The sequence below is a fragment of the Stenotrophomonas sp. STEN083 genome, from assembly GCF_056759195.1.
Genome location: NZ_JBRRCU010000038.1, coordinates 16433 through 41041, shown reverse-complemented (window position 1 = coordinate 41041; position 24609 = coordinate 16433). Strand labels below are relative to the sequence as shown.

Annotated in this window: 32 protein-coding genes and 1 pseudogene; 30 read left to right on the top strand and 3 right to left on the bottom strand. The window is 57.6% G+C overall.

The window, feature by feature from the left end; translation table 11 throughout:
• On the top strand, window positions 1–270 hold a 270-nt coding region (locus ACVOK8_RS12470), incomplete at its 5' end, for a hypothetical protein (RefSeq protein ID WP_481567085.1).
• Here ACVOK8_RS12470 and ACVOK8_RS12465 read toward each other — a convergent pair.
• Both ACVOK8_RS12465 and ACVOK8_RS12460 read right to left on the bottom strand, forming a co-directional pair.
• Window positions 260–451 carry a hypothetical protein gene (locus ACVOK8_RS12465; protein ID WP_481567084.1) on the bottom strand — a complete coding sequence of 64 codons (192 nt, stop codon included), beginning with the start codon at window positions 449–451 and terminating at the stop codon, window positions 260–262. The two genes, ACVOK8_RS12470 and ACVOK8_RS12465, sit on opposite strands and share 11 nt — an antisense overlap.
• Before the next feature lie 2 nt (window positions 452–453).
• Window positions 454–1965, bottom strand: coding sequence for an FAD-dependent oxidoreductase (locus tag ACVOK8_RS12460; protein ID WP_481567083.1), 1512 nt, complete (start codon window positions 1963–1965; stop codon window positions 454–456).
• A 108-nt stretch (window positions 1966–2073) separates the two neighbouring features.
• Between ACVOK8_RS12460 and ACVOK8_RS12455 the strand changes: the two genes are divergently transcribed.
• The 20 genes and pseudogenes from ACVOK8_RS12455 (at window position 2074) to ACVOK8_RS12360 (ending at window position 19129) form a co-directional block, all read left to right on the top strand.
• Window positions 2074–2997: a LysR family transcriptional regulator gene (locus ACVOK8_RS12455; protein ID WP_481567082.1), complete on the top strand. Its 924-nt coding sequence runs from the start codon at window positions 2074–2076 to the stop codon at window positions 2995–2997.
• Window positions 2998–4055: 1058 nt separating this feature from the next.
• Complete coding sequence (locus ACVOK8_RS12450; protein WP_481567081.1) at window positions 4056–4433, top strand: hypothetical protein; 378 nt, start codon at window positions 4056–4058, stop codon at window positions 4431–4433.
• A gap of 464 nt (window positions 4434–4897) precedes the next feature.
• Window positions 4898–5245: a ribonuclease E inhibitor RraB gene (locus ACVOK8_RS12445; RefSeq protein WP_481567080.1), complete on the top strand. Its 348-nt coding sequence runs from the start codon at window positions 4898–4900 to the stop codon at window positions 5243–5245.
• 57 nt (window positions 5246–5302) lie between these two features.
• On the top strand, window positions 5303–5614 hold the full coding sequence (locus tag ACVOK8_RS12440) for a hypothetical protein (protein WP_481567079.1): 312 nt from the start codon (window positions 5303–5305) through the stop codon (window positions 5612–5614).
• A gap of 61 nt (window positions 5615–5675) precedes the next feature.
• The gene (locus ACVOK8_RS12435; protein WP_481544598.1) at window positions 5676–5984 is read left to right on the top strand and encodes a hypothetical protein; all 309 of its coding nucleotides are present in this window, start codon (window positions 5676–5678) and stop codon (window positions 5982–5984) included.
• 1389 nt (window positions 5985–7373) lie between these two features.
• Complete coding sequence (locus tag ACVOK8_RS12430; RefSeq protein ID WP_481567078.1) at window positions 7374–7610, top strand: hypothetical protein; 237 nt, start codon at window positions 7374–7376, stop codon at window positions 7608–7610.
• Window positions 7611–8011: 401 nt separating this feature from the next.
• The gene (locus tag ACVOK8_RS12425) at window positions 8012–8248 is read left to right on the top strand and encodes a hypothetical protein (RefSeq protein WP_481567078.1); all 237 of its coding nucleotides are present in this window, start codon (window positions 8012–8014) and stop codon (window positions 8246–8248) included.
• Window positions 8249–8318: 70 nt separating this feature from the next.
• A complete protein-coding gene (locus ACVOK8_RS12420) occupies window positions 8319–8885 on the top strand; it encodes a hypothetical protein (protein WP_481567077.1) in 567 nt (188 codons plus the stop codon).
• Window positions 8886–8973: 88 nt separating this feature from the next.
• The gene (locus ACVOK8_RS12415; protein ID WP_481567076.1) at window positions 8974–9180 is read left to right on the top strand and encodes a hypothetical protein; all 207 of its coding nucleotides are present in this window, start codon (window positions 8974–8976) and stop codon (window positions 9178–9180) included.
• 941 nt (window positions 9181–10121) lie between these two features.
• The gene (locus ACVOK8_RS12410) at window positions 10122–10484 is read left to right on the top strand and encodes a hypothetical protein (protein WP_481567075.1); all 363 of its coding nucleotides are present in this window, start codon (window positions 10122–10124) and stop codon (window positions 10482–10484) included.
• Between the two features lie 699 nt (window positions 10485–11183).
• A complete protein-coding gene (locus tag ACVOK8_RS12405; RefSeq protein WP_481567074.1) occupies window positions 11184–11612 on the top strand; it encodes a hypothetical protein in 429 nt (142 codons plus the stop codon).
• A gap of 81 nt (window positions 11613–11693) precedes the next feature.
• Complete coding sequence (locus ACVOK8_RS12400) at window positions 11694–11918, top strand: hypothetical protein (RefSeq protein WP_481567073.1); 225 nt, start codon at window positions 11694–11696, stop codon at window positions 11916–11918.
• A 104-nt stretch (window positions 11919–12022) separates the two neighbouring features.
• Window positions 12023–13027, top strand: coding sequence for a hypothetical protein (locus tag ACVOK8_RS12395; protein ID WP_481567072.1), 1005 nt, complete (start codon window positions 12023–12025; stop codon window positions 13025–13027).
• 865 nt (window positions 13028–13892) lie between these two features.
• Complete coding sequence (locus tag ACVOK8_RS12390; protein ID WP_481567071.1) at window positions 13893–14309, top strand: hypothetical protein; 417 nt, start codon at window positions 13893–13895, stop codon at window positions 14307–14309.
• Between the two features lie 34 nt (window positions 14310–14343).
• Window positions 14344–14676, top strand: a pseudogene (locus ACVOK8_RS12385) (DUF695 domain-containing protein); the annotation flags it as partial.
• Window positions 14677–14747: 71 nt separating this feature from the next.
• Window positions 14748–15131 carry a zf-TFIIB domain-containing protein gene (locus ACVOK8_RS12380; RefSeq protein WP_481567070.1) on the top strand — a complete coding sequence of 128 codons (384 nt, stop codon included), beginning with the start codon at window positions 14748–14750 and terminating at the stop codon, window positions 15129–15131.
• Between the two features lie 761 nt (window positions 15132–15892).
• Window positions 15893–16441: a hypothetical protein gene (locus tag ACVOK8_RS12375; RefSeq protein WP_481567069.1), complete on the top strand. Its 549-nt coding sequence runs from the start codon at window positions 15893–15895 to the stop codon at window positions 16439–16441.
• Window positions 16442–16476: 35 nt separating this feature from the next.
• Complete coding sequence (locus ACVOK8_RS12370; RefSeq protein WP_481567068.1) at window positions 16477–17664, top strand: serine hydrolase domain-containing protein; 1188 nt, start codon at window positions 16477–16479, stop codon at window positions 17662–17664.
• A 175-nt stretch (window positions 17665–17839) separates the two neighbouring features.
• On the top strand, window positions 17840–18118 hold the full coding sequence (locus ACVOK8_RS12365) for a hypothetical protein (protein WP_481567067.1): 279 nt from the start codon (window positions 17840–17842) through the stop codon (window positions 18116–18118).
• Between the two features lie 183 nt (window positions 18119–18301).
• A complete protein-coding gene (locus tag ACVOK8_RS12360) occupies window positions 18302–19129 on the top strand; it encodes a S1 family peptidase (RefSeq protein ID WP_481567066.1) in 828 nt (275 codons plus the stop codon).
• Between the two features lie 401 nt (window positions 19130–19530).
• Here the strand turns inward: ACVOK8_RS12360 and ACVOK8_RS12355 are convergent, their stop codons facing one another.
• Complete coding sequence (locus tag ACVOK8_RS12355) at window positions 19531–19842, bottom strand: hypothetical protein (protein WP_481567065.1); 312 nt, start codon at window positions 19840–19842, stop codon at window positions 19531–19533.
• 112 nt (window positions 19843–19954) lie between these two features.
• Between ACVOK8_RS12355 and ACVOK8_RS12350 the strand changes: the two genes are divergently transcribed.
• The 9 genes from ACVOK8_RS12350 (at window position 19955) to ACVOK8_RS12310 (ending at window position 24409) form a co-directional block, all read left to right on the top strand.
• Entirely contained in the window at window positions 19955–20425 is a 471-nt protein-coding gene (locus ACVOK8_RS12350; protein ID WP_481567064.1) for a hypothetical protein, read from the top strand.
• A 71-nt stretch (window positions 20426–20496) separates the two neighbouring features.
• Entirely contained in the window at window positions 20497–21003 is a 507-nt protein-coding gene (locus ACVOK8_RS12345) for a GNAT family N-acetyltransferase (protein WP_481567063.1), read from the top strand.
• 219 nt (window positions 21004–21222) lie between these two features.
• Window positions 21223–21618: a hypothetical protein gene (locus tag ACVOK8_RS12340; RefSeq protein ID WP_481567062.1), complete on the top strand. Its 396-nt coding sequence runs from the start codon at window positions 21223–21225 to the stop codon at window positions 21616–21618.
• Between the two features lie 73 nt (window positions 21619–21691).
• Window positions 21692–22081, top strand: a complete 390-nt coding sequence (locus ACVOK8_RS12335; protein ID WP_481567061.1) for a lysozyme inhibitor LprI family protein — start codon at window positions 21692–21694, stop codon at window positions 22079–22081.
• A 76-nt stretch (window positions 22082–22157) separates the two neighbouring features.
• A complete protein-coding gene (locus ACVOK8_RS12330; RefSeq protein ID WP_481567060.1) occupies window positions 22158–22547 on the top strand; it encodes a hypothetical protein in 390 nt (129 codons plus the stop codon).
• Window positions 22548–22716: 169 nt separating this feature from the next.
• Window positions 22717–23013, top strand: a complete 297-nt coding sequence (locus ACVOK8_RS12325) for a DUF2798 domain-containing protein (protein WP_481567059.1) — start codon at window positions 22717–22719, stop codon at window positions 23011–23013.
• A 121-nt stretch (window positions 23014–23134) separates the two neighbouring features.
• Window positions 23135–23518, top strand: a complete 384-nt coding sequence (locus ACVOK8_RS12320; RefSeq protein WP_481567058.1) for a YbjQ family protein — start codon at window positions 23135–23137, stop codon at window positions 23516–23518.
• 110 nt (window positions 23519–23628) lie between these two features.
• A complete protein-coding gene (locus ACVOK8_RS12315; RefSeq protein ID WP_481567057.1) occupies window positions 23629–24048 on the top strand; it encodes a hypothetical protein in 420 nt (139 codons plus the stop codon).
• 28 nt (window positions 24049–24076) lie between these two features.
• Entirely contained in the window at window positions 24077–24409 is a 333-nt protein-coding gene (locus ACVOK8_RS12310) for a low molecular weight protein tyrosine phosphatase family protein (protein WP_481567056.1), read from the top strand.
• The last annotated feature ends 200 nt before the right edge of the window (window positions 24410–24609 follow it).

The window sequence follows — 24609 nt, the reverse complement described above, 5'->3', positions numbered from 1 at the left end:
TTGGGCTTTGGGCTTTGGGCTTTTGGCTTTGGGCTTTGGGCTTTGGGCTTTTGGCTTTGGGCTTTTGGCTCTTTGCTTGTGCGATATCCGATGCAGCGAAAAGCAGAGCAGAACTGCACGGTGCTTTGCACCGCCCCCTCACCCCAACCCCTCTCCCGCCTGCGGGAGAAGGGCTTCAAGCAGAAACGCAAGCAAAGACCACAAGCCAATGCCGCAAGCCAAAGCCACAAGCAAAGGCCTCGAGCAACCTCGCTTCGCCTTACTTCTTGAACAACAGCGCCAACACGCTTGGCCTTAGCGCCAACTTCATCATCTGACGAAACTCGGCCGGCGTAAGACTGGTCTTGCACGGCAACATGCCGGCCACACCATCCATCACCAGCAGACCATCCTCAGCCTTCACGTCGTTGATGCGCACATCCAGCCTCATCGCAGGGGTAGCAACCTTCACGCTCAACCCTCCCAGTTGCCAAGACCGACGATCTCACGACCCGCAGCACGCCCAGAGATCATCGCTTCGGTAAGGTATGAACCGTTCTGATAAAGGTCAGAGAACATCGACCCCATCTCACCGGCCTCGTACAAACGCGGGATGTGCTTTCCATCATGATCCAGCACCTCGGACTTGATGTTGCGACGCGCGCCACCACCCGTGCACACAATCACCGGATCAACCCGCATGCCATAGAACGGTGGCTGCGCAATCGGATACAACGTCTCCGGATTGCGCCCGAAATCGGCATCATTCTTCGCTGCACAAGCCGCGTTGTATCTATCTACTTCCGCGCGCAGCCTGGCCGGGTCGCGGTTGATCTTCACCGCCAATTCTTCCAGCGTATCGGCCTTCTGGATCCACCCCTTCTCCACTTCCACCGAGTTGTCGTCAGACCACTTGTAGCCACGCACCACCGGGTTCCAACTCATCACTTCCACCACCAGCTTGTTGTACTGGCAGGTGATGGCATCAAAAACCATGTGCACCGGCTGCGCACGGTAGTGCGGGGTGTCCACCCAATGACCGTGCTTCTTCTCCTTGTAATGCGTGAGCTGCAGCTCGGCGGTTTCGTTGTAGAAGCGTTCGGTGTTCGCGTCCACCTCGATCCAGCTGAAGCTCTGCCAGAAGAAGTTGCGCAGGAAGCCGTTGACGAAGCCCTCCGGCTTGAAGCCCGGCCAGATACCGCCGGACTGGCCCTGGTTGCGCATATGCCACAGATCCGCACCGGCCTTCTGCAGGATCTTGATGCCGTCGCCAGTGTTGTGCGGCGTGCCCAGCGGTGCCGGGTTGGCCAGACCAAAGTAATTGCGCTGCATGTCCAGGTTGGCCTCAAAGCCACCGGTCGCCATCACCACGCCCTTGTTGGCACGAATAGCCACGCGCTCGCCGTTCTGCTCGGCGATGACGCCGAATACCTCCAGCGTATCCGGGTCCTGCACCAGATCCTTGAGCGGCGACTCATAGGCGATCTGGATGCGCGGGCGCAGGCGGATGTTCTCGCGGAAAGCCAGATAGACGCCGGACGGGATCGGCAGGATGGTGGCGGTGCAGTGCACAGCCTCACGCGCACCGAACTCCGGGAACTCCAGCACCGCATCACGCTCGGAGAAACCGGTGCCGTGGATGAACTGCGCACCGGCTTGGGCCGCACGCTCCTGGATCCACGGCTCCAGCGCTTCCATCGCCTCTGACCACGGCACCAGCATGTCTTCCGGGATAGGGTTGGCCACGCTCATCTTGCGCTGGTACTCGGCCAGCACCTTGGCATTCTTGGTGATCAGCAACGACTGCCCAGCAACGCGGCTGTTGCCTCCGGTCTCAGCCTCATTGGCCTTCTCCAGAATGAGGATGGACAGATTGGAGTCCAGATCGTGCGCCTCGATGGCGGCGCACATAGCCGCCAGGCCAAAGCCGGCGATGACGAGATCGTACTGCTGGTCCCACTGTTTGACGGCGTTGCGACTGGCCATGGTTGCCCTCCGGGAGATTGCGATCAGCCGACTATCGACGCCCTACCCCCACAACCGCCAACCAATTCGCGTACGCTCCACAACCATTGGTTGTAACCGAATGTCGCCATGGATCTCCGCCAGCTCCGCTACTTCCTGTCCGTGGTCGAACACGGCAGCTTCACGCGCGCCGCCACGGCTACCGGGCGCAGCCAGCAGGCCCTGAGCAAAGGCATCCAGGCGCTGGAGCAACAACTGGGCGCCCGCTTGTTCGAACGCGGCAGCCGCGAGGCCCGACTCACCGACGTCGGCCGCCTGCTGATGGAACACGCCCAGCCCGCCCACGACGCCGTGCGCCGCTTCGAGGACCGCCTGCAAGAGCTGCAGACCGGTGCCGAAGGGCAAGTACGCATCGGCACCGGCCCCAGTACCGCCGGCTCGCTGGTCGCACCGGCGGTACTGGCGCTGCGCCGGCATTGGCCGAAGATCGGCATCCACGTCAGCAGCGGCATCCTGCCCGAACTGCTGCCCAATCTGCTGGCGCGCGAGCTGGACGCGGTAGTCACCCTGCACACATTTGGTGACGGCGACCCCGATCCGCGCATCAAAAGTGAAGTGCTGATGCATGACGAATACCGCGTGCTCGCCAGCGTGCGTCACCCGCTGGCACGGCAACGCGATATCACCCCAGTACAGTTGTTGGAGCACGCATGGATTTTCGGCCGCCGCCTCGGCGCGGTGGAGAGTGCATTCCGGCAGCGCTTCCATGAAGCCGGGCTGGAGCCACCGCTCAACACGATGGAGAGCGGCTCCCCGGAATTCATGCGCGCGATGATCCGCGACGGCGGCTATCTCACCTTGTTGCCCAGCCGTTTGGCGCAGGCCGAGTTGCTTGCCGGACATTGGGTGAAGCTGGATGCACCAGAATTTTCATGGCAGCGGCCGGTGATGGTTTACACACGTGATGGCGAACCGCAAAGCGCGCCACTGGCGAGATTTCTGCAGGCGCTGCGGAATGCGGCGGAGTTGGCGCGGGTGCGGGAAGTGGAGTGAGGGTTTGACCGAGCGCAGCGAAGCGCTTGATCGACTACAAGCTCGCGATATGAGATAGACCGAAGGAAGAATCATCGCGATCACGACACCCCAAGCGTCAATACGCCTACCGGGACAGGGGGTGTATTCGATATCACCGGGCGGAAACGGCGCTAAACTCAGTCGCAAGGTAATGACGCACGACGAGAATTATCGCAAGCCATTGTTTATTAAACCTATAATTTCGATTCAAAAGCGGCATTGAATTAGGCATACTCCGGCTTACACCGCTTTTACGCGGTCTACTAAGAGTTAGGCGGCGGTGGGTTTGGTTGGCTAGCCCTTCTTCTTTCGGCAACAACATCGGCAAGTCACCGGTCGTCTCCGGGTAACAGCTCCAACTGTTCCTGGCGCCGGTAGGCCCGCCACTTCGTCTTACCCTTCACTGTCCTGCCGCAATCATTTCATCGCACTTCGGCGGCAGCGCTCGGCAAGGCTTCCCGGGCAAGCTCCATCCCGCGAGCTGTGGCATGATCGGTTCGCGTTGGGTTGTACAAGCAAGGCAGCATTGGCCCGGGGAGCGGCAAGGGCCACAGCCGCCTAACAGTTCATTCAAGCCGAACCCGCTTCGCGGGTCGGCTTAATTCCAGAGTTAGGCCCCATGAAAGAAGTAGACAGCTCCAATCTTGCGTCTGAAAGATTCCGCATTCCGCGGGCGGCAATCTGGTCGGTTTTCCTCGCGCTAATCGTATCGGGTGTGCTTTTTCTATTCTATTTGCATCCTCAGCTAATGCAGAGATACATGGCAGAGAGTCCGAGAGAGCCTCGCCCAGAGACAGAGCAGATAACTCCTTACAATCAGCATGGCGTGGTCATATATTTCTCTTCCTCGCAGCAGCGCAATCTCCTTCTTCTGCAAGCACTGGGCGTCATGCAATTGCTCGCTGCAGGGGCGGCGTGGCACTTCTTGAATAAAGCTCAGCATGGGGTTCCCGGCAATGGGCCCTAACAAATCATTCAAGCCGAACCCGCTTCGCGGGTCGGTTTAATTCAGGCGTTAGGTGCCACAAGAGGGTCCGATGATTACTCCGGTCACAAAGCAAGAAGCTGAAACTCTTCGGGAAATCTTGCAGGGCCCGATGGAGAGAATCGAACTATTTCCAGAGACTGATGCTTATGACACGTGGCTCAACAAAATAGGTCGATTCGTTAGCTCCAAGGGCGGATCGTCTGCAATTGGCGTAGAAGAGTACAAGGCAGACTTCGAATTCTTCACTGCAAGCTGTGATGAACAGTTGGCACTACTCTTCCTCACTAGGCTGGCTCCACTCGAACTTGTGTTCATTGGCTCAGATTGGGTCATTAGCGTGTCCTCATACCCACAGCATGAATACTCTCCATCTCTTGAGCGTTCAGTTCGCCTCTACGGCTCAGCCAAGTTGGGGATTACAAGCTAATGGCTATCACGCTGGTGGCACCTAACAGTTCATTCAAGCCGAACCCGCTTCGCGGGTCGGCTTAATTCCGGAGTTAGGCCGCCTAGAGAGATGAGCGATTTTCTTCTAATTCTGCTTGTTCCAGTGCTCGCTTCTTTAGCCTGTCTTGTATGGCTTACGGCCCGCCGTTCGCTGGCATCTCTTCGAGCCGCGCTGACTTGCTCTAGTCTCTCATTGCTAGTCTGGGCTTGGGCATGCTGGCAATTTCGCGACGGCATCGGGCTTGGGCAAGAGCCCTCACAGGGTCTGGCGGCTGTACAAAACTTCGTCGGGCTTGCTTGGGTTCCGTTGCTGGGGTGCCTGGTGTTCTCAGTTTTTTCAGTAGCCGTTTACCGCAGGCGCAGAGTTCGCTACGGTGCGGCCTAACAGTTCATTCAAGCCGAACCCGCTGCGCGGGTCGGCTTAATTCCAGAGTTAGGTGCGCTATGGCAGTACTCGATGTATTGATGGCCACAGCAGTCTCAGACACGGACTTGCTCCGCAAGCTGGACGCACAAGGAGATCGCTTCAGCGTTCCCCGCGACGTCGAGTTCTTGCTCAAGTCCCCGTCCGCGGAAAAGGCAACGGTCGTCGCAGATTTCATCAACGACCACCAGTACGGCATTGCTACAGCGCAAGGCTCGGAGGATTCGCCGGTTGTCCTGGTTGTCGTCAACATGCCAATTGAGCAGCATGCCATTCAATCCGTGTCAGGCTTCATGGCCTGTGTTTGTGAGTTGTTCGGGCTCGACTACGATGGGTGGGGGTGCGTCGTCCAAGCGGCGCGCACCTAACAATTCATTCAAGCCGAACCCGCTTCGCGGCTCGGCTTAATTCCAGAGTTAGGCCGAATGGACACTTGGCAACCTATCTCCGCGGAAGAGCTCGAGGCACTTGTGGCCAGGCAACTCTCTGACTGCTCGCCTGATATCCAGCAACTTTACGAGCGCTTCAAAGTTGTTCCCTACCGCGCAAAGATTGATCGCCTGGGCACTACTGAGACCGCATTTGTGGTGGCAAAATCCGGCAACATCGCCCTGTACTACGAGGATGTTGAAGATGGCTTCAATATATCTGAGCTTCGTCCTGACGGAGCAATCTCTATCCGAGCTTGTGACCAGTGGGAGCTAAGCCATGCACTCTTGCACTTGGCTGCGGCCTAACAGTTCATTCAAGCCGAACTCGCTTCGCGAGTCGGCTTAATTCCAGAGTTAGGCCTGCCCTATGTATATCGAGCGCGTCCGTCAAGTCGATTCAAGCGAATCCAACGAGTCCGGCCTGTACGACTACTACTACGAGTACGACACCTACCGATTCACCGAGGGTACGGTTTGTTTCGTCGTCCGCAGCTACACCGATGAACCAGATGAGGCACACTTCCTTAGAGTCGAGGAAAGCGGAAACCGGCGCGCCTTAACCAGTGGCGATCTTTCACACCCTCTTTTCCACATGGCGCATGATCACCTACGCGGTGAGGGCAAGGTGCGTATCCGGTGGCTGAGTGGCAAAGGAAACGGATATGAATCGCTGTAAGCAGGCTAGCAACACGAGGCCTAACAGTTCATTCAAGCCGAACTCGCTTCGCGAGTCGGCTTAATTCCAGGGTTAGGCGGCGGTGCGTTGGGTTGGCTGGCCCTTCTTCTTTCGGCAGCAACATCGGCAAGTCACCGGTCGGCTCCGGGTAACAGTTCCAACTGTTCCTGGCGCCGGTAGGCCCGCCACTTCGCCTTCCGCTTCACTACCCTGCCGCAATCATTTCGCCGCACTTCGGCAGTAGCGCTCGGCAAGGTTTCCGGGGCAAGCTCCATCCCGCGAGCTGTGGCATGATCGGTTCGCGTTGGGTTGCACAAACAAGGCAGCATTGGTCAGGGGGCAGTAGTTGGCCACAGCCGCCTAACAGTTCATTCAAGCCGACGCCGCTACGCGGCGCGGCTTAATTCCAGAGTTAGGCGGCAATGGAAAATTCACGGATCCTAATAGGTCGCATTGAAAAGAATGGCTTAGTGGTGGTCACAAACTGTGCCGACCATAACATCCCCTTGGGCACGCAGCTTTCTCGACTTACAAAGGAGCGAGTTACTTTATCTCTTCCGGACATCTACCATACTGAGCTAGGCGAATTTGGTTCTGTAAGCTTGGTTGTTGAGGAAATAACGCTAAAAAAATGGGGTTCCCCAGTTGAGTCAATTCCCATCGGATGGAGCGCTGCGCTTAGAATTTCCGGCAAAGGAATGGACACTTTGATTCGTGTTCTTGAGGAGGCCACCGACGGCGAGCATGTTTTCCTAGAATGTCAATTGCCGCCTAACAATTCATTCAAGCCGACGCCACTTCGTGGCGCGGCTTAATTCAGGCGTTAGCTCTCAGGGGGAAGTATGCGTAAGCACCTCATTTATGTGACAGCTCTGCTGCTGTTGTCGTCTTGCGCTACGACACCGCGTGAAGAGCTCGCACCTAGTCGCTGCTTGACCGAACGACCGGACATACTTGCCAAGAGAGAGACCATTTTCGCCAAAGATGCTGCCACAATGTGGACCATCAGTGCGCACGAGGAAGGAATCGGAGCGAGCGTGGACCGTCGCGATGGCATTACTCGCCTCGTCAAATTTGTTCCTGGTGGCCCTGCGCTAATGTCGCAACTTCGTGAGTCCGACGTACTCACTTGCATTGCTCCTGAGGCAAAAGCACCGTTCTATAGCGTCTCCCATCTCTCGCTCGAGGACGTTGTTTCGCTCATACGCGGCGAGCCGGGATCCAGCGTCACTCTCCGGGTGCTGCGAGATAGCACTACTCGGGACATTACCCTAGCAAGGCAGCGGGTTAGGTCCGGCTACTGAGAGCTAACAATTCATTCAAGCCGAACCCGCTTCGCGGGTCGGCTTAATTCCAGAGTTAGGCCTCATATTGGAGAAGGGAACCCGCATGGCAAAGACCGCTATAGCGCTATTGGTTGTTCTTTATGCCATTCCAATGATGGCATTTGCCAGCGATAGTTCTTACAGCGCAGGCTACGCCGCCGGTTACAGGTTCGGAGGTTACATTGGACAGGTTGCAGGCGATGCTGGCCCGTATCTCGGTTTGTTAGTGTGCGCAGTAGCCATTTTTCACCTTCGTTTTCGCAAGCGCAGGCCTCCTCGCATTGGCAGCAAAGAGGCCTAACAATTCATTCAAGCCGACGCCGCTTCGCGGCGCGGCTTAATTCCAGAGTTAGACCGGCATGTCAGATAACCGCTCATCTGTAAGACACTCCAAGATCAAGCAGACCTTGCGCGGACATAAAGAGAAGGTTGCCCACGACATTGCATATGAGGCTGGCGCCACCCTGGAGGCAACGGATACGTCCGTTTTCATTCTGGATGGTGATTCGAGGCAGCTGTTGTGTAGCGTTCTGTTGGACAGAGATTTGTGGCCACAAGCATTAGAGGCCATCTGCAAGATGTATCCTCATTTAGCTCGGCACAGCTGATGGCTTGCCGGTCTAACAATTCATTCAAGCCGAACCCGCTTCGCGGGTCGGCTTAATTCAGGCGTTAGGCCTCATATTGGAGAAGGGAACCCGCATGGCAAAGACCGCTATAGCGCTATTGGTTGTTCTTTATGCCATTCCAATGATGGCATTTGCCAGCGATAGTTCTTACAGCGCAGGCTACGCCGCCGGTTACAGGTTCGGAGGTTACATTGGACAGGTTGCAGGCGATGCTGGCCCGTATCTCGGTTTGTTAGTGTGCGCAGTAGCCATTTTTCACCTTCGTTTTCGCAAGCGCAGGCCTCCTCGCATTGGCAGCAAAGAGGCCTAACAATTCATTCAAGCCAACGCCGCTTCGCGGCGCGGCTTAATTCCAGAGTTATACGTGCAAGGGAGTTTCGATGGGCTTCGCAATATCTTGGCTCGCTGTTTCAGGCAAGGAATCTCAACGAGTGCTTGAGGAGCTGAGCCTTTCTCGCACCGGAGAATCGGAGGAATTCCCCGAGTCATCACTCACATGCGCCTCTCTACAAGAGGGTTGGTTTCTCGTATTTGCCAACAGCTTCGATTCACCCCTTGTCTCGGAGCAGGCTCTGAGCAACCTATCTGCCGGGTGCAGGGTTGTCTCATGCCAAGTCGAAGAACATGTGATGTTTAGCTCTGCTACTGGCTACGACAATGGCGCGAGAGCATGGCACGTGGAGCACGACGCACAAAAAAACATCTACCACTTGGTATCAACTGGGGATGTCCCGCCTGCGCTTAACGACATCTACGCATCACTAAAGGAAGAGCAAGACGCTGCTGGCGGCACTGAGGCGGACGTAGACTACATCCATGATGTCCCGGTCTCGCTAGCCAAAGCCATCACCTCGTTTCGCCATGACGAGGACATTCAGGGCGCGGACGCAGGGGCGTTTGAAGTGCTGCAGCAAGAGCGCCACACTGCCTCGACCAAGCCCTGGTAGAGGGTATGGTAGGCACGTACAACAACTTTTTCAAGCCGAATCCGCTTCGCGGGTCGGCTTAATTCAGGCGTTAGGCACCACAACGAACATGACCATCAGTCCAGAACAGCCGTACCAAGAGACAGTGGCCTGCGAGGCTCGCCAGGACGAGGGAGTCATTTTCATCAAAGTGGTGGCAATGCCTTACGAGGCTGCGGTGGAGTTTGACGTCGCACAGGCACGCGCCTTTGCGCAACAGATCTTGTCCGCTGTGGAGACTGTTGAGGCGGGCTGGGTGGGCAAGTCCGGTGGCTAGACAGCCGCTGGTGGTGCCTAACAATTCATTCAAGCCGACGCCGCTTCGCGGCGCAGCTTAATTCAGGCGTTAGGCCTATGAGATGGATCCTGCTCGTCACGTTCGTCAGCTCCATTGCCGCATGTGGAAAGGCCACGGAGGCTTCCACAAGAGAAATCGCTTGCGCACGCTTGAACGCACTTCCCGAAGGGCCAACGCTAAAAGGCGCAGCGCTCTGCTCTGCACTTGAGGTCTCAGCTCACAAGGACGGTGTGTTCCTAGCCGAGTTTTACGACAAACCGCGGAATAAATTATGGGCGATTACCGTTTCTGGGTCTGGCGATTCCGAGATAAGCACGATGGACGCCAATGAGTAGTAGGCTATGGCCTAACAATTCATTCAAGCCGAACCCGCTTCGCGGGTCGGCTTAATTCCAGAGTTAGGTGCCATGCGCAAGTTATCCGGCGACCAAGTCTACGCACCTCCTCGGTCACCACTCACCGCCCAGGCACATCGACCTTGGCTGTCACGTTTCTGGCGCACCAGCATCATCTGCGGCGTTGTGTTTCCTGTCCTTTTGCCCTTCGTTCCAGGATCCAGCCTTCCCGATTGGGCAATGGCACTACTCGCCGTTCTTTGCTGGCTCCTGCCGGTTGGCTGGACGCTGCTCCCAGAGCTGCGACAGAGTGGGCTTGGAGGCATATCCTTCAGTCATATGCTTGCCCTATCCATCAAATTATTTCTAGCAATCTCCTTGGTTGCTTCAATCCTATTGATGGTAGCTGGTGCTGGCTTCTTCCTCGTTGAGGTTCTAGACAATGGCACCTAACAGTTCATTCAAGCCTACGCCGCTTCGCGGCGCGGCTTAATTCCGGAGTTAGGCCTGCTTATGAGCATAATTATTGCCACCGTTCTTACAGCGGCACTCGGGAGCGCTACTAGCCCTCCAGTTAGCGCTTGCGTGATTCAATTCGCCAATGGCAGCGCGCACAGCAGCATTGCGCAGCACTTTGCAGTGGCGCTGGAAGAAGAAGTGCGCGATGAAAGCTCCCTCCGCTTCGTCGAGGCTAATGGCACCTTCGACATAGAGTTCTATCTTGTAGGCGCTCCGGCCAACAACATCAGAGCCTATCCCACTGACGATGGATTCAAGGTCTTCTATGTCCTGACGCGGCACGACGAAAAGTTTATATCTGCTGATGTTATGAGCTGCAACGGAAATGGCGCAGAGTGCGCAGTTTCTGCTGTCAGGCGGCTTGTCGAGACCTGTGCTCGCAGGCCTAACATTTCATTCAAGCCGAACTCGCTTCGCGAGTCGGCTTAATTCCGGAGTTAGGCGGCGGTGCGTTGGGTTGGCTGGCCATTCTTCTTTCGGCAGCAACATCGGCAAGTCACCGGTCGGCTCCGGGTAACAGTTCCAACTGTTCCTGGCATCGGCAAGTTCATCACTTCGCCTTACGCTTCACCGCTCGTCCGCAATCATTTCATCGCTCTTCGGCGGCAACGCTCGGCAAGGCTTCCGGGGCAAGCTCCATCCCGCAGGCTGTGGCATGATCGGCTCGCGTTGGGTTGTACAAGCAAGGCAGCATTGGACCGGGGAGCGGTAAGTGGCCACAGCCGCCTAACAGTTCATTCAAGCCGAACTCGCTTCGCGAGTCGGCTTAATTCCAGAGTTAGGCGGCGGTGTGCTGGGTCGGCTGGCCCTTCTTCTTTCGGCAGCAACATCGGCAAGTCACCGGTCGGCTCCGGGCAACAGTTCCAAGCGTTCTTTGCACCGGCTAGCTCGCCACTTCGTCTTACGCCTCACTGCCCGGTCGCAATCATTTCATCGCACTTCGGCAGCAACGCTCGGCAAGGTTTCCCGGGCAAGCTCCATCCCGCGAGCTGTGGCATGATCGGTTCGCGTTGGGTTGCACAAACAAGGTAGCATTGGTCAGGGGGCAGTAGTTGGCCACAGCCGCCTAACAGTTCATTCAAGCCGACGCCGCTTCGCGGCGCGGCTTAATTCCAGAGTTAGGCCGCAATGAAAGTTCTCGCAGCTGTCTTCTTAGCTCTCCTCGCCGCAGGCTGCGTCTCGGCACCTGCACAGACTGCAGGCATCGAGACCTCGGCCGCTCCTAGCTCGGTCACGGGCACATGGGACTTTGTTGTTTCCGGCAAAAACCCGCCTCAGTCGTTCAGTTTTGCTCTCACAGACATTCCGGCCGAGACCTGCATATCGGGCACTTGGTACCAAGCGCGGCCACTTCCTGCCCCGAACGGCTCGGCGCCCCGGCCCGCCTATCAATACCAATCTGGCAAGCTCGAGATTCTGTTTTCTACAGAGCTATGTGACGCCTACACTTCGCTCATTGGCAGCGTCTCTGGCTCCAGCTTCGAGGGTTCTCATGTTTCCTACGGTCTCTTCGGCAGCACCGAGCATGGCAAGGCTAGAGGCACATTGCGGCATTAGTCGGTCGCGGCCTAACAGTTCATTCAAGCCGACGCCACTACGCGGCGCGGCTTAATTCCAGAGTTAGGCACGGAGGAAAGAATGTCGTATACGGTTACTGATATGAGGGCTATTGCAGGTTCTGGCGGCGGCATGATCCTGAGCGCTAGGGGCTTCACCACAACTGATTTGCGCTCTATCGCGGCCTCGGCCAATTCTGGTGGCGGTCAGATCACGCTGCGTGACCTTGCAGGCTTTACGGTCACAGACCTGCGCGCCATTGCCGCATCCGGCGGTGGTCGCGTCGTGTTTGATTTCCTTTCCTAGCTCGTAGAGGCACAAGGGTCCGTGCCTAACGATTCATTCAAGCCGAACTCGCTTCGCGAGTCGGCTTAATTCCAGAGTTAGACGTCAAACGGAGACAGCCGCAGTTGAAAGCACTTCTCATCGCATCCCTGCTAGCTCTCGCATCGCCTTGTGCTGCGATTCCGGCTCAACCAACTGCGTTAAACGCAGTCGCGCCTGACGCAACTGCACCGCAACAGCTGCCTCAACCAACTGTTGAGGCAATGGCTAAGGTAGAAGTTCCACAAGACGAGTTCTATCAACTGCAGAAGCTGAAGATTCAAGAAGAACTTAAGGGTGAACTGTCAGAGTGGGCGAAGAGCCGATTTTGGCTATTTGCTCTCATCTTCGCTGCCATTGGATTCTTCGGCGTCAGAGCGCTTGTGCGCGAATTGATAAATGAAGAGCTCAAAACTGCCCGTCAAGCATCCGCGGATGCACAAGCAGCAGGAGCACTTGCTCGTGAGTCGGCCAAGGAGGCGCGTGCTGAGCTAGTGAAGAATAGCGAGTCGATGGAGGTCGTAGCCACAACAGCGTCACAACTTTCCCGCGACCTCGACGAACTGCGAAGCCGAATTGACTCCGAGGGTGAAAGAAGCATCGCGGCCGCTGAAATGAAGATCTCTGGTTTGGGATTCCAGATACAAGAGCTTCAGCGCGTTCTAACTTCACTTTCTGCAGATTCCGAGCGGCACCGCGCAGCGGCATCTGAGGCCGAAATGCGTCTACAACAGCTCCGGTCAAGCGCTAGGGACGAACAGGCTGACTTCGAGAACAACGGTAAGTTTAGGGTCACTCTCGTCCCATTCGGCAGCGGCATAACCGCAGATCAAGCTGACGCTGTGAGCTCGGTGCTTACCGGGCACGGATTTCGCCCGAGCCTAGCGCCCTGGGGGCACAGCGAGACCGCTAGTACCCGCCGGCGGGTCAAGATTTCTTATCCGCGTGACTTGAAGGATCGTGCTCACTTGGCTCGGGACTTGATCTCGCCGATCTTGAGCGCCTCACAGCCGCCCTACGAGGTCGTACTAGAAGAGCGTGCGCTTCCGATTAGCAATCAACCACCACATATCGCTATGTTTTGGCAATAGATGTCTAACAATTCATTCAAGCCGACGCCGCTACGTGGCGCGGCTTAATTCCGGAGTTAGACCGCTAGACAAATGCCCACTTCATTCACACCAATTCACTCTGGCTCACGCTGGTCCAGCGGTGACTATCGCAACCTCGCGATACTCCCCGTAGATGAGGCGTCTGTGGCCACTGCATTTGGCACGCCGCTGCTTCATGGGGATGAGGAGGGTCTCGGCTCATGGGCGGCACTGGGACTTCGCCACGCTAGTGGCGCCCTAATCGAGCTTATCCGCTACAACGCAGCGCCTGGTCCTAGCGGATTCTTGGTCCGCGTTGATCCCATGCAGGACGCCTCCGCTGCATTCGCGGACCTGCTCGGCGCACTTGAGCTTCAGTCAAATGATTTACTGTGGGTCTCGGTCGGGGCCTAACAATTCACTCAAGCCGAGCCCGCTTCGCGATTCGGCTTATTTCCGGAGTTAAGCCCCACTAGGACGTTATCGTGGCCCCAGGAGTTCTTCTGATATGCGCACTGGCCATTGGACTAATCTACCCTTTGGCCGCGCCGTGGCGTGCGTCTAGCCTCTATATCTGGCTAGTCCTCTGGTTTGGCTCTTGGCTTGCTTTTTTCTATCTCTTACAAATTGGCTCCATCCGGTACGACGGTGTACAAAATCCAGCACTCGTTGGACTCTTCATCTTCACCTTAGCAACCGGCAGCCTTATTCGTGTTATTAGTCGCAGCGTTGCAGCTTGGGTTCGTCGGCATCGAGGGCAGCTATCCAATCCTCCTGCAGGTGGGCCCTAACAGTTCATTCAAGCCGAACCCGCTTCGCGGGTTCGCTTAATTCCAAAGTTAGGCCTCAAAAGAAGAGTCCCCTGGTGACCGAACTTACTTTCCGCTTGCTCGTCTCACTCACAGCACTGATTACGGTGGCTGGCATCGTCGCTGACGAGCTTGGATCAGGAAAGCTGCCCGAGCCCCTTCGGTCGGTTAAAGCACAGGCGAAGGCTCTCGCCATTGCATCAAGTAAGAAGAGCTCAATAGTCGGAACAGTACGCATCTCACTTGTTGCCGGCTATTTTCTTTCACTGCTCGCACTTGCTCTATTTGCCCCATTCAGTCCATGGGTCTATCTTTTCTTTACCCTAGCTTGGAGTGCGCTCACTTTTAGCGATGCGCCTCATATTCTTCCACGGTCATTTGTCCCACTATACGAGGCATCATTGCTTCTCAATGGTGCAGTCCTCGCACTCTGTTTTCTTTCTCCTCTCGCCGCGCGCTTCACGGTAACCTAAGTCATGGCTTGCTCACCCGGAGGTATTCCCGTGGCATATCGAGGTGAACATTCAGGCTAAGGATTTGGCAGAAAGCGGAATGCCGACCCCTGAAGAGAGCAGGATCCTTTATGAGATGGGCGACAGGATTGAGTCTGCCATCGCGGGAAACAACGCCCTGTTCCTGGCACGCAGCACCTGGGATGGCCTCAGGCAACCATCCTTCCGCGTGCATGATCCGGAGCGGGCCAATGACACCCTACAATCCCTGATAGCCACCAAACCACACGCACGCTTTTGGGAGTACCGCATGCATCATGACCCAGAGTGGATTGAGGCCGGGTATATCTTCAAGCTCTTCCCGCTGGCCAACGGGCCAGATGCCTAACAATTCAATCAAGTCGAGGCTGCTTCACGCCCCGGCCTGATTCCAGAATTTCCCCTCATGGAGCAGCTCAAATGAAGTGTCCGAAGTGCGATTCAGAACTGAAGCCGATTGTTCACGAGAACGTGGAGATCGATCGGTGTTCCGGCTGCGGCGGTCTTTGGTTTGACGCTTTCGAGCATGAGGAACTCAAACAGCTCAGTGGCTCCGAGCGGATCGACTATTCGCCCAAGACCACCGTTCCGCCCAACACCGGTGCAGGCAAGTGCCCCAAGGACCAGCAACCGCTGTTTGGCATGGTGGTGGCGGGCCAACCGCATATCTCGTATGAGTCGTGCGGCCTCTGCCATGGTGTCTTCTTTGACGCCGGTGAGTTCAAAGACTTCAAGGAAGAAACCCTTGGAGAGCGCTTCCGCGCGATCTTCGGAATAGTACGGGCGGCCCCGGCCGAGGGCTGACAGTTCATTCAAGCCAGCGCCGCTTCGCGGCGTGGCTTAACCCAGGTGTTGAGCCCAAAAAAAATGCCCGCAAGTCTACTTACAGAGATCATCTTCCGTGGTGCCTTCGAGGTCGTGCTGTATGGACTCGGCTACATTATTGGCCGGCTCGTCGTCCCAGTGTTCTCGTTCGGCTACTACAGTGTCGAACCCTGGGACTTCAAGCACCGGAAGAAGTCCAAGAGTCATTCCGTGCGACCACAACCTCGGAATGTCTCAGCTGACGCAGCGTGTGTGATCGGTTTTTGCACGCTGGCCGTGGCATCAACAACAGCCTATTTCGTGTGGCATGCGGCGGGAGCCTGACAGCTCATTCAAGCCGAAGCTTATTCGCGGCCCAGCTTGATCCTGGAGTTGGCTGGCGGTATGCGCAGCTGGCTGGCCTTCTTCTTTCGGCAGCATCTTCGATAAGTCTGCGATCGGCTCCAAGCAGCGGCGCCAACTGCTTCTGGCGTGGGCAGGCTCGCAAATGCGACTAGCGCTTCACTGCCCTTCCGCAGCCATTTAATCACGCTCCGGCGGCAGCGCTCGACAGGCTTCTCCTCGCAAGAGCCTGCCCCAAGCTGTGGCATGATCAGCTCACATTGGGAGTACGAGCGAGGCAATATTGGTTGGTGCACCAATCAGTAACCGCAACCACTAAACAGTTCACTCAAGCAAAAAGCGCTGCCCAGACCGGCGCAGTCCCAACGTTGTGCCGCAGAACATACATGGAGGCTATTTTGAAGAAATTGCTGCTGTTACTTCTTGCACTTTTCTCCCAGCCAGTTTTCGCCCAGGAGGAGTCAAAACCATCCACCTTCCATCGTTTGCTTGTGTTCAACGAGAAGAATGAATTGATGGTTGTCAAAGTCAAGAACTCAACCCGATGGGTAACGCCCGGCTGGTATCAAGACAACCGTCTAACCATCAAGGAAGGACTTGATGAGCTCGCGGGCAGCTATGGGCTGAAGATTTCCACTCCAAGTTTAAGGGGAGTGTTCACGCTGAAAACTGATCAGAACAATGAGATCTCAACGAGGCTCGTGTACTCAGCCAAGGTTGAAAGCGGCGAGGCAAAAGCACCAGAAATAATTGACGAGATCAGGTGGTTGAGCACAAGCGCAGCAATGGACCTGATCACCTTCCCGCACATCAATGCACAGATAGAACAACTTACGAAGTTCCCAGACACACTATGGGGCGGCGCCCAGTTGATGTACCAGGAAGATGGCGTTTATAGATCCAGAACCACGGAAGCCTTCTATCCACTCGGCACTCGGCTACCGTAACCCCCTTGTTAAACCTCTTCTGAAAGCACCGACGCATGCAAGCGACTTCGATGTTTGTTCGAAATTGGGCGTGGTTCAGCTGCGCCGCACTGTCCGCCGCACTCTTGGTCTCGGGCTGCGCCGGAACGGCGGCCCCGACGAAAGATCTTGGAGCAGACATCGATGAGGTCGCCGCAACGCTGATCGAACAGCCGTTGCTTCACTCGACATCAATTGCCGTCGTATATCGGGGCGAGGAATTCATCCGTCATCGCGGCGATATGGAAACCAGCAAACCTGGGCCTCCAACCGATGCGACCCTCTACGAAATCGGTTCCTTGAGCAAGACGCTGGCCGGGACGCTGATGGCGAATGCAGTTCTGGAGCGCAGGCTCAGCTTGGATCACGATATCCGGATGTATCTGCAAGGGGTCTACCCGAACCTGCAGTACAAGGACGAACCCATCCGTGTCCGCCACCTGCTGTCGCATACCAGCGGCTTGCCGAACATGCTGCCAGAACGCACCAACACCATCCTGGCCGACTTCACCGATCAGCGTACGCCCGGCGAGCTCAATGCCATCTATGCGAACTACGGTAAGGCTGACTTCTTCAGGGACCTGCATTCCGTCGAAATTGGCCGCGCTCCTGGAAAGGAATATGCGTATTCCAGTACCGGAACCGAGCTGGTGGCGCATATCCTGGAGGTCGTCTACAAGAGCGACTACGCGTCGCTGCTGCGCAGGTTCCTGCAAAATTCTGCGGCGATGAGTGATGTCAGAATCCGGCTTGACGACACTGACGCCAGCCGGCTTGCGCCTGGCTATCACAGTGACAATCCGGTGCCGACCACGCCGATGCCGCAACTGCCCTGGGGTGCATCCGGAAATGTGAAAGCAACCGTTCCGGAAATGGTGAAGTACCTGAGATTCCACCTGGCCAACGGACCCGTCGTGGAGGAATCCCATCGTACGCTGGTCAACTTCGATCCAGAGTTCAGCATCGGCTATTTCTGGAACATCGTCAGCGGCGACCGTTTGAAAGGCACCTATTACGCCCATCATGGCGGCGTGCCCCGTTCGCAATGTTACATCTACATCATCCCGAAGTATGATCTTGGTATCTTCGTTATCACCAACCAGAGTGGTGACCAGACCGCTCGCGCCATGCAGGCGACGATCGATACACTGGTTGAGATGATCGCAGCGCGAGAAAGCATTGCCGGTAACCACGGGTCTCGATAGATTCAAAGCATCCGGGCAGCTTTCTTTGACGGAAACGAGAGTACGCGAAAGCGTCGCTTCACTATCCGCACAATCCGAACGGAAAGCTCAGTCGTTTCAATGAGCTTCCCGGCCCGACAAGCAGGATTGTCGCGATATCCCCCAAGCGTTGAAAGCCTACAAGGAGTGTAAAAGCATGGAAAACGATATCTCCGCTGCAAAGGACGCCGAACGAAACAGGCTGATCGCACGCATGCGGCGCAAGGCCAACTCCATCCTGTACATCGGCATCAGCACTGGCCTCATCATCGTTGGATCAGTGCTGACCGGGCATCCCATTCCTCCAGCCATCCTGATCCTGGTGCTCCTGGCGCTGGCTGCGTTTCTGATTTTCCAGATGGCCACAGCCTATTCGCTTGGCAAGGCCGCACGACGCCTGCAACAACAATCCGCAACCAATGATCCCAAAGAATAGTCCGCTGGAGCGGCACCCTGCTCGACCGGAACCAGGACCACGAAGATCCCAGCCGACTACTCACTTGAAATCGCCACGTAGATTTCGCTTCTTGTAGCGACGGCGACGACGTATCGATGGGCGCACAGTGTCCCGCTGGTCTCTCTTGCCGAAGCAATCTCCAGTCACCGAGCCTGATCCAAGATGAAACGATTCCTGTTGTTCGCACTGCTGCTGGCTGGGTCCTTGCCCGCCGCAGCCATCGTCATCCGCCACGATGTTGATGACGCCGGGTACCGGATTCCCAGCAGCGAGTTTCCCGCGCTGGTCGACATGCCCGGTGAAGGCCATGGCAGCTTGATTGCCCCACAGTGGGCCATCACTGCCGCACACACCTTGCCGCAACATGCCGAGCTCAAGCAGGTCGTCATCAATGGGCTGCCCCGAGAGGTTGAGCGCGTCATCATCCACCCGGGTTACAGGACGCTGCCGCAGACGCTTATCGACCAGGCCACGGCCAGCGGCGAGGCAATGTTGATCGTCGTGTTTCTGGCGTCATCGGACGACATCGCGTTGATCAAGCTAAGCCAACCGGTGACTGACGTGGCACCGGTGGCTCGCTACCGGCACGAGGATGAGGCTGGCCAGATCATCAAACTGATCGGCAAAGGGGCTACCGGCACCGGTGACATTGGCCACGACCCCAGTGGCCCCAACCGCACCGAACTGCGCCGTGCCTTCAACAAAGCAAGCAGCGCGTATGACCGCTGGCTCTGCTACGTATTCGACGCACCACCTTCGGCCTTGCCACTGGAAGGCGTGCTCGGAAACGGAGACAGCGGTGGCCCGGCATTGATACAGAGCGGTGATCAGTGGTTACTCGCCGGGTTGGGCTCCTGGAAGGTTGTGCAGGGCAACGTACTGACCGCACGGCCCGGACGCTATGGCCAGGTCGCCTGCAATGTCCGCGTCAGCCACTACGCTGATTGGATCGACAACATACTATCGGCGCGGCCTTCAGCCGCGGATTGAGCCTGCCCCAAGCCCCGCGCGCATGCGCCTTGGCCCCCGAGCAGCGGGAATGCCCTGATTCGTCCGCCCCCGCTTTTCCAAAAAGGCGGAGTGGTTCCAGATTCGCTTTCCGCAACCGGACATAATCGTCGCCCCCTATTCAGCTTGTCGTATGGAGCGTCAATGAAACCGGCCTGCCTCGCTCTGCTCACGTCCGCCACGCTTTGGTTCACCCTACCCACGGCGCATGCCCAAGCCGTGTACAAGTGCAGCAGCCCGGAGGGGGCGACCACTTACCAGTCCATTCCGTGCAGTGAGGGAGAAACCTCCCTGCGCCGCTATGCATCGCCTTCAACTACCAACCCCACGCAAGCGCTATCCACTGCTCCGGTCGGATCTGGCCAACGGCGTGCCCAGGTCCGTTATACGACCACCGCAGCCAACGAGAGCTGTGATGGTGCCAAGGCAATGCGCACCGCCGCTCTGGCTGCGGCGGGCTCACAGACGACAGTCGATATGCGCACCAGGCTGGACCAACAGGTCAGCGCCGCCTGCAGGTAGCTGGTACGGCGGCCCCCATTTGGCGACGTTGGACGAGCTGCTGCCAACGGCAGCACCCGCCTGCGGTGCTTGGCACGGACAAAAGCACAGTGCATGCACAGCAGATGCGCGAAGCTGTTTTCGTTCACCTTGAAGAAGTGATTGAGCAGCTCCCCATCTCGTTCAATGATCAATGGGGTCGTATCCCTGCCCCTCACGGGGCATTCCGGGTTCTGTCGGCACCAGCAAGCCGTTTTCGTCCCAGGAGGCAGTGCAATGCGATTCCCCAGGCAGGTGCTCGCGCTCTTGCTGCTTCTCCCCTTGGGCAGTGTCGCCAAAGACGACAGCGCACTGAAAGTCGACAGCTCCCAGGTTGTGGGCCTGACCGCCCTGCTGGAAGCGCAGCCACGACACCCGGAGGCGACGAGCATCCGCGCCCTGCTGCTTGAATGGGAAGACAGCACCAAGGACGCGGTGGACTACGTCTGCCCGGACGTGCTGACGCCGGTACCCGCCAATGGCGTCCCGAATGGTCCAGAGTTGTTGGCACAGTTCATCTTCGGCAGCGCCGCCTTCCAGGTCGCCAACCCGTCGCAGAAAGGCGCACTGCAGCCTTCGCAGCTCGCAGGCATGCGCAGCATGCTGAAGGCCTACAAGGCTTTGCTGGCCACCGATCCGGCCGCACGCATCCCCCGCTTTGATGCGCTTACAGCCATGGACAACACCGGCACGCTCCCTGCCTACCTGGAACCCATCGTTACACTTGACTGCAAGTGAGCGGGGTCGCACAGCGAAACCGATATGCTTCCGCATCCGAGTCACCCCCTGTAGACGCCACACCTGAACCCATGAATATCCAGATCCGCCAGGAAATACCCGCCGACATCGCAGCCATCGACGCGGTGACGGTCGCCGCCTTCGCCAACGCTGAGCACAGCAGTCACACCGAACAGTTCATCGTGGCTGCATTACGCCGCTCTGGGCAGCTTGCTGTCTCCCTGGTTGCGGAGCAGTCCGACGCAGTCGTTGGCCACGTTGCCGCCTCGCCGGTAACCATCGATGACGCCGATATCGGCTGGTATGGGCTCGGACCGGTGTCGGTCGTACCGCCGTTGCAAGGCCAGGGCATCGGCACGCAACTGATCGAGGAAACGCTCAACCGGCTTCGTGCGCTCGGCGCTGCCGGCTGCATGGTGCTGGGCGAGCCGGCTTACTACGCGCGGTTTGGGTTCGAAGCAAACGCAGCGCTCACGCTTCCCGGCGTACCCGCCGAATACTTCCAGGCACTTTCATTCGGCGGGGCGATACCACAGGGATCGGTCGCCTATCACGCGTCGTTCTCGGCAACGGAGTGAGGCTCCACTGCGGGAACCTGCACCAGAATGCAGAAGCGGCAGAACAAGCAGTTTTCACAAACGCTCGCGAGTTTCATCTGCGTTGAAATCGCCACGCAACTCCAGACGACGATACCTTGCTGCCCTCGGAATTCGTTGGCAGAGTGCTGCCAAATTCAATCAGCAGATCAGCCGCAGTCCAGCTGATCTGCTACCAACGCCCACAGAAAGGACTTCAGAATGCAAGAAACCAGTTCACACGACGCCAATCGCAGCACAATGCAACTGCAACCCTTGCTACGCCGTGGCCGCGTTGCCCTGCTCGGCCTGCTGTTCACGTGCCTGCTAGCCGCGTGTGGCAAGCCCGTACCTGCAGACAAGCAGGACTATGTTGGCACTTGGGAATCAGCCACCACCTTTCTGCTTATCGACGCAAGCGGACGTGTTGTCTACAAGCACAAACCCAGCCCATCGACCAGCAAGTCACTGGATGCACCGATCAAGGCCTATGAAGGCGATGACTTCATCGTCGGGGTTGGGCCGTTGACCACCCGTTTCGTGGTGTCGGCGCCGCCGCATCAAGTGGAGGACCGCTGGAAGATGACGGTCGACGGGCAGGAACTCACGCGTCGCTGATCCACGGCGTGCCGCAGCTGACGGCACACGACCCCCAAGGCAGCTGCAGCTGCCGACCCACAGGTTATGCACGATGCGATGTCTCATCCTTGTCCTCTTGTTGCGAGCAAGCCTTGCTGCAGCAGCTGCAGCAACCCCGCTGGATCACCAACAGGTCTACAGCGACTGCCTTGCCAAAGCTGGCGGGATGAACAACGGCACGGTCGAAGCATGCTCCACCGCCGCTTCGGATGGAGCCAAGGCAGAGATGACGCGCCTGTACCGGGCCCTCTACAACAAGCTGCTGGCAGAAAACGCTGATGATGCGGCCAAGCTTGAGCGCGCTCAGAAATCATGGCTCGTATACCGCGATCTGCACTGTGAGCTGACTGGCTCCTATGTGGGCTCGCCCATGTACTCGTTCTGCCCGATGCAGTTGAACATTGGCCGGGTGAGCGAACTGCGCGAAATGATGGGGCAATGAGCACCGGCATACTCAACGGCAAAGCAGCTTCGGTGATGCTTCCGACATCGTTTTGCGGCAACAGGGAAAGAAAGCTATGCATCGACTTTACCCCACGACTGACGACTTCGAAGCCTGCATCCGAATCCTTGCCCAGACCGAAGGTGGACGCAGAACATCAGCGTTCAATGGCATCCGCTGGGATTTCTCGTATGCCGAAGATGATTGCAACGACCAGCTCTACATGATCTGGCCAGACTTCTATTCCGCTGCAGGGAACAGCCTGCCTATAGACCAAGCTTTGCCACTTGGTATCGAGCTGCCCGCCCGGATGATGGTGGTGGTCGACGAGATGCGCGCAACCATCCATCGCAAACGCATCGAGGTAGGCACTCGCTTCTACTGCCATGAAGGTCCGCGTAGGGTCGCCGTCGGCCGTGTCACCCGGATCACCGGCCTGCATCTGCCACGCACTGAACACCGTTGACAGCCGGGTTGGCGACTGCGTGCCTACGCTTGCCAGACGCGTCTTCAACTTCTACCATTCGCCCGTCCTCGCGGTTCCCGCGATGGCCGTAAGCGTTCACGTCAACCAACGCGCCCATCAACTCCGGCATTGCCGGGGCTGTTCACCCACCCGTGGGTGATAGGCGCCATTGCTTGACCGGATCCAGGAGATCACCGTGAACGCTACAAACAAAACCACCATCGCATTTGGCATTCCCAAGCTTCCCTTGCGCTATGGCGCCTTGGTCATGCCTTTGCTGCTGTCGAACCTGATGACCTGCGTCGTCTCCCTGATCAGCACCTTGAAAAGCATCGGCATGTCGCCGCTGCTCGGTTCCAAGTGGCTCGCTGCCTGGGGCATTTCGTGGCTGGTCGCCTTCCCCATCCTTCTGTTGCTGCTGCCGGTGGTGCGCAAAGCAACGGCAGCATTGGTAAGGTCCGCCTGATTCCCCATACTCCCGGCCCGCTCTGCGGGCCGGCTCCAAGACGCCTTGCGATTGGGCGATGGTGCCAGGTACGGGAATGCACGCATACTCGAATTCCTGATGCGCCTCATCGGCACCCACCATGACCGACCCTTACAACACCTCCCCCAGCCGCACGGCACCCGCCCTGCTCAACGACGCGATGATCACCACCGCCCTGGAACTGCCGGGCTACCGGGCCGTGCGCAACCTCGGCCTGGTGCGTGGCATCACCGTGCGCTCGCGGTCCATCGTTGGCAATTTCCTGGGCGGGTTGCAGACCATCTTCGGTGGCAACATCACCATCTACACGGAACTGTGCGAACAGGCCCGCGATGAAACCTATCGCGACATGGTGACCCATGCCCGGCAGTTGGGTGCCAATGCAATCATCGGCGTTCGCTATGACGCCACCGAGCTGATGACGGGGCTCACCGAAGTGCTCTGCTACGGAACTGCGGTGGTGGTGGAAACGGATCCGCGCTGATCGCGACTCCCATGTTTCGCAAGCGACCTCCGTCGAACCTGCAGCAGGCACATCCAAGCTCAGCTGGAAGCATCCTGCGGCGTGATCCGCACTCCAACATGAAGGATCACATGCGCACGAAATTGCTGGCCCAGCTCATCGGATTTGTAGTACTCGTGCCGAGCACCTTGGTAGCACTGTTCTACAGCGCCTTGGGCGCGATGTTCGCGGCGGAGTCGATACAACGCCACGAGCATCTTGGCAGTACCACGCTGGTGTTGACCTGCCTGATCGGCGGCTGGTTCGGCATCATCGCGTTGTGGCGCGCCTATTTCGTAGTTGGCACTGGCCAGCTGACCTTCAACACGACATTTATCTGGATCGGTTTCGGCTGTGGCAGCTTGGTTTGTTTGATGCTGATGGGGATGGTGAACGGTTCGCTGCTTTTCAGTGCACTATTCTTCGGTTGGCCGCTGCTGGCGGTTGCTGCATTCACCGCAATGCTCCTGCGCCGCCGCATCCCTGCATCATCATCCATACCTCACGCCTGATCAGGCGCTGCGTCCTGGAAGAGCCGCCATGCCACGCAACGTCCTTTTCATCTGCACCCAGAACCGTCTGCGCAGTCCTACCGGAGAGCAGGTGTTCGCCAACTGCCCGGGTATTGAAACGCAGTCGGCCGGGTTGGGAAATGATGCGAGTACGCCGGTGTCACCGGAGCTGTTGGCTTGGGCGGATATGATCTTCGTGATGGAGAAAGCCCACCGCAGCAAGCTGTCAAAGAAGTTCCGCGCGCACCTCGATGGCAAGCGGGTCATCTGCCTGGATATACCGGATGACTACGACTATATGGATCCGGTACTGGTGCAGCTGCTCAAACACAAGGTGACGCGATTCCTGCCGGTGGGATGAGTTGTGTAGGCGCTCTGGGAGACCGGGGGCAGAGCTTTGCGGCCCTCCCCGGTGTGCCAGCAGCGCTACTTGCATCACATCTCCCCAACCCCCGCTCCGCCCCCACGCCCTTGCGACCAGCACAAGGGCGCCAAATCAGGCTGCGAACCAGTGCCTCGCAAGCAGCCTGACCTAGCCCCTGAGGGAGAGGGACGCTGGTG

What these genes read in the sequence shown, in the direction of transcription:
- ACVOK8_RS12315 (WP_481567057.1), top strand. Translation starts at nt 23,629, where the DNA reads ATGCGCACGAAATTGCTGGCCCAGCTCATCGGATTTGTAGTACTCGTG.
- ACVOK8_RS12415 (WP_481567076.1), top strand. Translation starts at nt 8,974, where the DNA reads ATGACCATCAGTCCAGAACAGCCGTACCAAGAGACAGTGGCCTGCGAG.
- ACVOK8_RS12445 (WP_481567080.1), top strand. Translation starts at nt 4,898, where the DNA reads ATGGCAGTACTCGATGTATTGATGGCCACAGCAGTCTCAGACACGGAC.
- ACVOK8_RS12380 (WP_481567070.1), top strand. Translation starts at nt 14,748, where the DNA reads ATGAAGTGTCCGAAGTGCGATTCAGAACTGAAGCCGATTGTTCACGAG.
- ACVOK8_RS12430 (WP_481567078.1), top strand. Translation starts at nt 7,374, where the DNA reads ATGGCAAAGACCGCTATAGCGCTATTGGTTGTTCTTTATGCCATTCCA.
- ACVOK8_RS12450 (WP_481567081.1), top strand. Translation starts at nt 4,056, where the DNA reads ATGATTACTCCGGTCACAAAGCAAGAAGCTGAAACTCTTCGGGAAATC.
- ACVOK8_RS12425 (WP_481567078.1), top strand. Translation starts at nt 8,012, where the DNA reads ATGGCAAAGACCGCTATAGCGCTATTGGTTGTTCTTTATGCCATTCCA.
- ACVOK8_RS12345 (WP_481567063.1), top strand. Translation starts at nt 20,497, where the DNA reads ATGAATATCCAGATCCGCCAGGAAATACCCGCCGACATCGCAGCCATC.
- ACVOK8_RS12330 (WP_481567060.1), top strand. Translation starts at nt 22,158, where the DNA reads ATGCATCGACTTTACCCCACGACTGACGACTTCGAAGCCTGCATCCGA.
- ACVOK8_RS12340 (WP_481567062.1), top strand. Translation starts at nt 21,223, where the DNA reads ATGCAAGAAACCAGTTCACACGACGCCAATCGCAGCACAATGCAACTG.
- ACVOK8_RS12405 (WP_481567074.1), top strand. Translation starts at nt 11,184, where the DNA reads ATGAAAGTTCTCGCAGCTGTCTTCTTAGCTCTCCTCGCCGCAGGCTGC.
- ACVOK8_RS12360 (WP_481567066.1), top strand. Translation starts at nt 18,302, where the DNA reads ATGAAACGATTCCTGTTGTTCGCACTGCTGCTGGCTGGGTCCTTGCCC.
- ACVOK8_RS12310 (WP_481567056.1), top strand. Translation starts at nt 24,077, where the DNA reads ATGCCACGCAACGTCCTTTTCATCTGCACCCAGAACCGTCTGCGCAGT.
- ACVOK8_RS12455 (WP_481567082.1), top strand. Translation starts at nt 2,074, where the DNA reads ATGGATCTCCGCCAGCTCCGCTACTTCCTGTCCGTGGTCGAACACGGC.
- ACVOK8_RS12460 (WP_481567083.1), bottom strand. Translation starts at nt 1,965, where the DNA reads ATGGCCAGTCGCAACGCCGTCAAACAGTGGGACCAGCAGTACGATCTC.
- ACVOK8_RS12365 (WP_481567067.1), top strand. Translation starts at nt 17,840, where the DNA reads ATGGAAAACGATATCTCCGCTGCAAAGGACGCCGAACGAAACAGGCTG.
- ACVOK8_RS12335 (WP_481567061.1), top strand. Translation starts at nt 21,692, where the DNA reads ATGCGATGTCTCATCCTTGTCCTCTTGTTGCGAGCAAGCCTTGCTGCA.
- ACVOK8_RS12440 (WP_481567079.1), top strand. Translation starts at nt 5,303, where the DNA reads ATGGACACTTGGCAACCTATCTCCGCGGAAGAGCTCGAGGCACTTGTG.
- ACVOK8_RS12400 (WP_481567073.1), top strand. Translation starts at nt 11,694, where the DNA reads ATGTCGTATACGGTTACTGATATGAGGGCTATTGCAGGTTCTGGCGGC.
- ACVOK8_RS12420 (WP_481567077.1), top strand. Translation starts at nt 8,319, where the DNA reads ATGGGCTTCGCAATATCTTGGCTCGCTGTTTCAGGCAAGGAATCTCAA.
- ACVOK8_RS12320 (WP_481567058.1), top strand. Translation starts at nt 23,135, where the DNA reads ATGACCGACCCTTACAACACCTCCCCCAGCCGCACGGCACCCGCCCTG.
- ACVOK8_RS12370 (WP_481567068.1), top strand. Translation starts at nt 16,477, where the DNA reads ATGCAAGCGACTTCGATGTTTGTTCGAAATTGGGCGTGGTTCAGCTGC.
- ACVOK8_RS12435 (WP_481544598.1), top strand. Translation starts at nt 5,676, where the DNA reads ATGTATATCGAGCGCGTCCGTCAAGTCGATTCAAGCGAATCCAACGAG.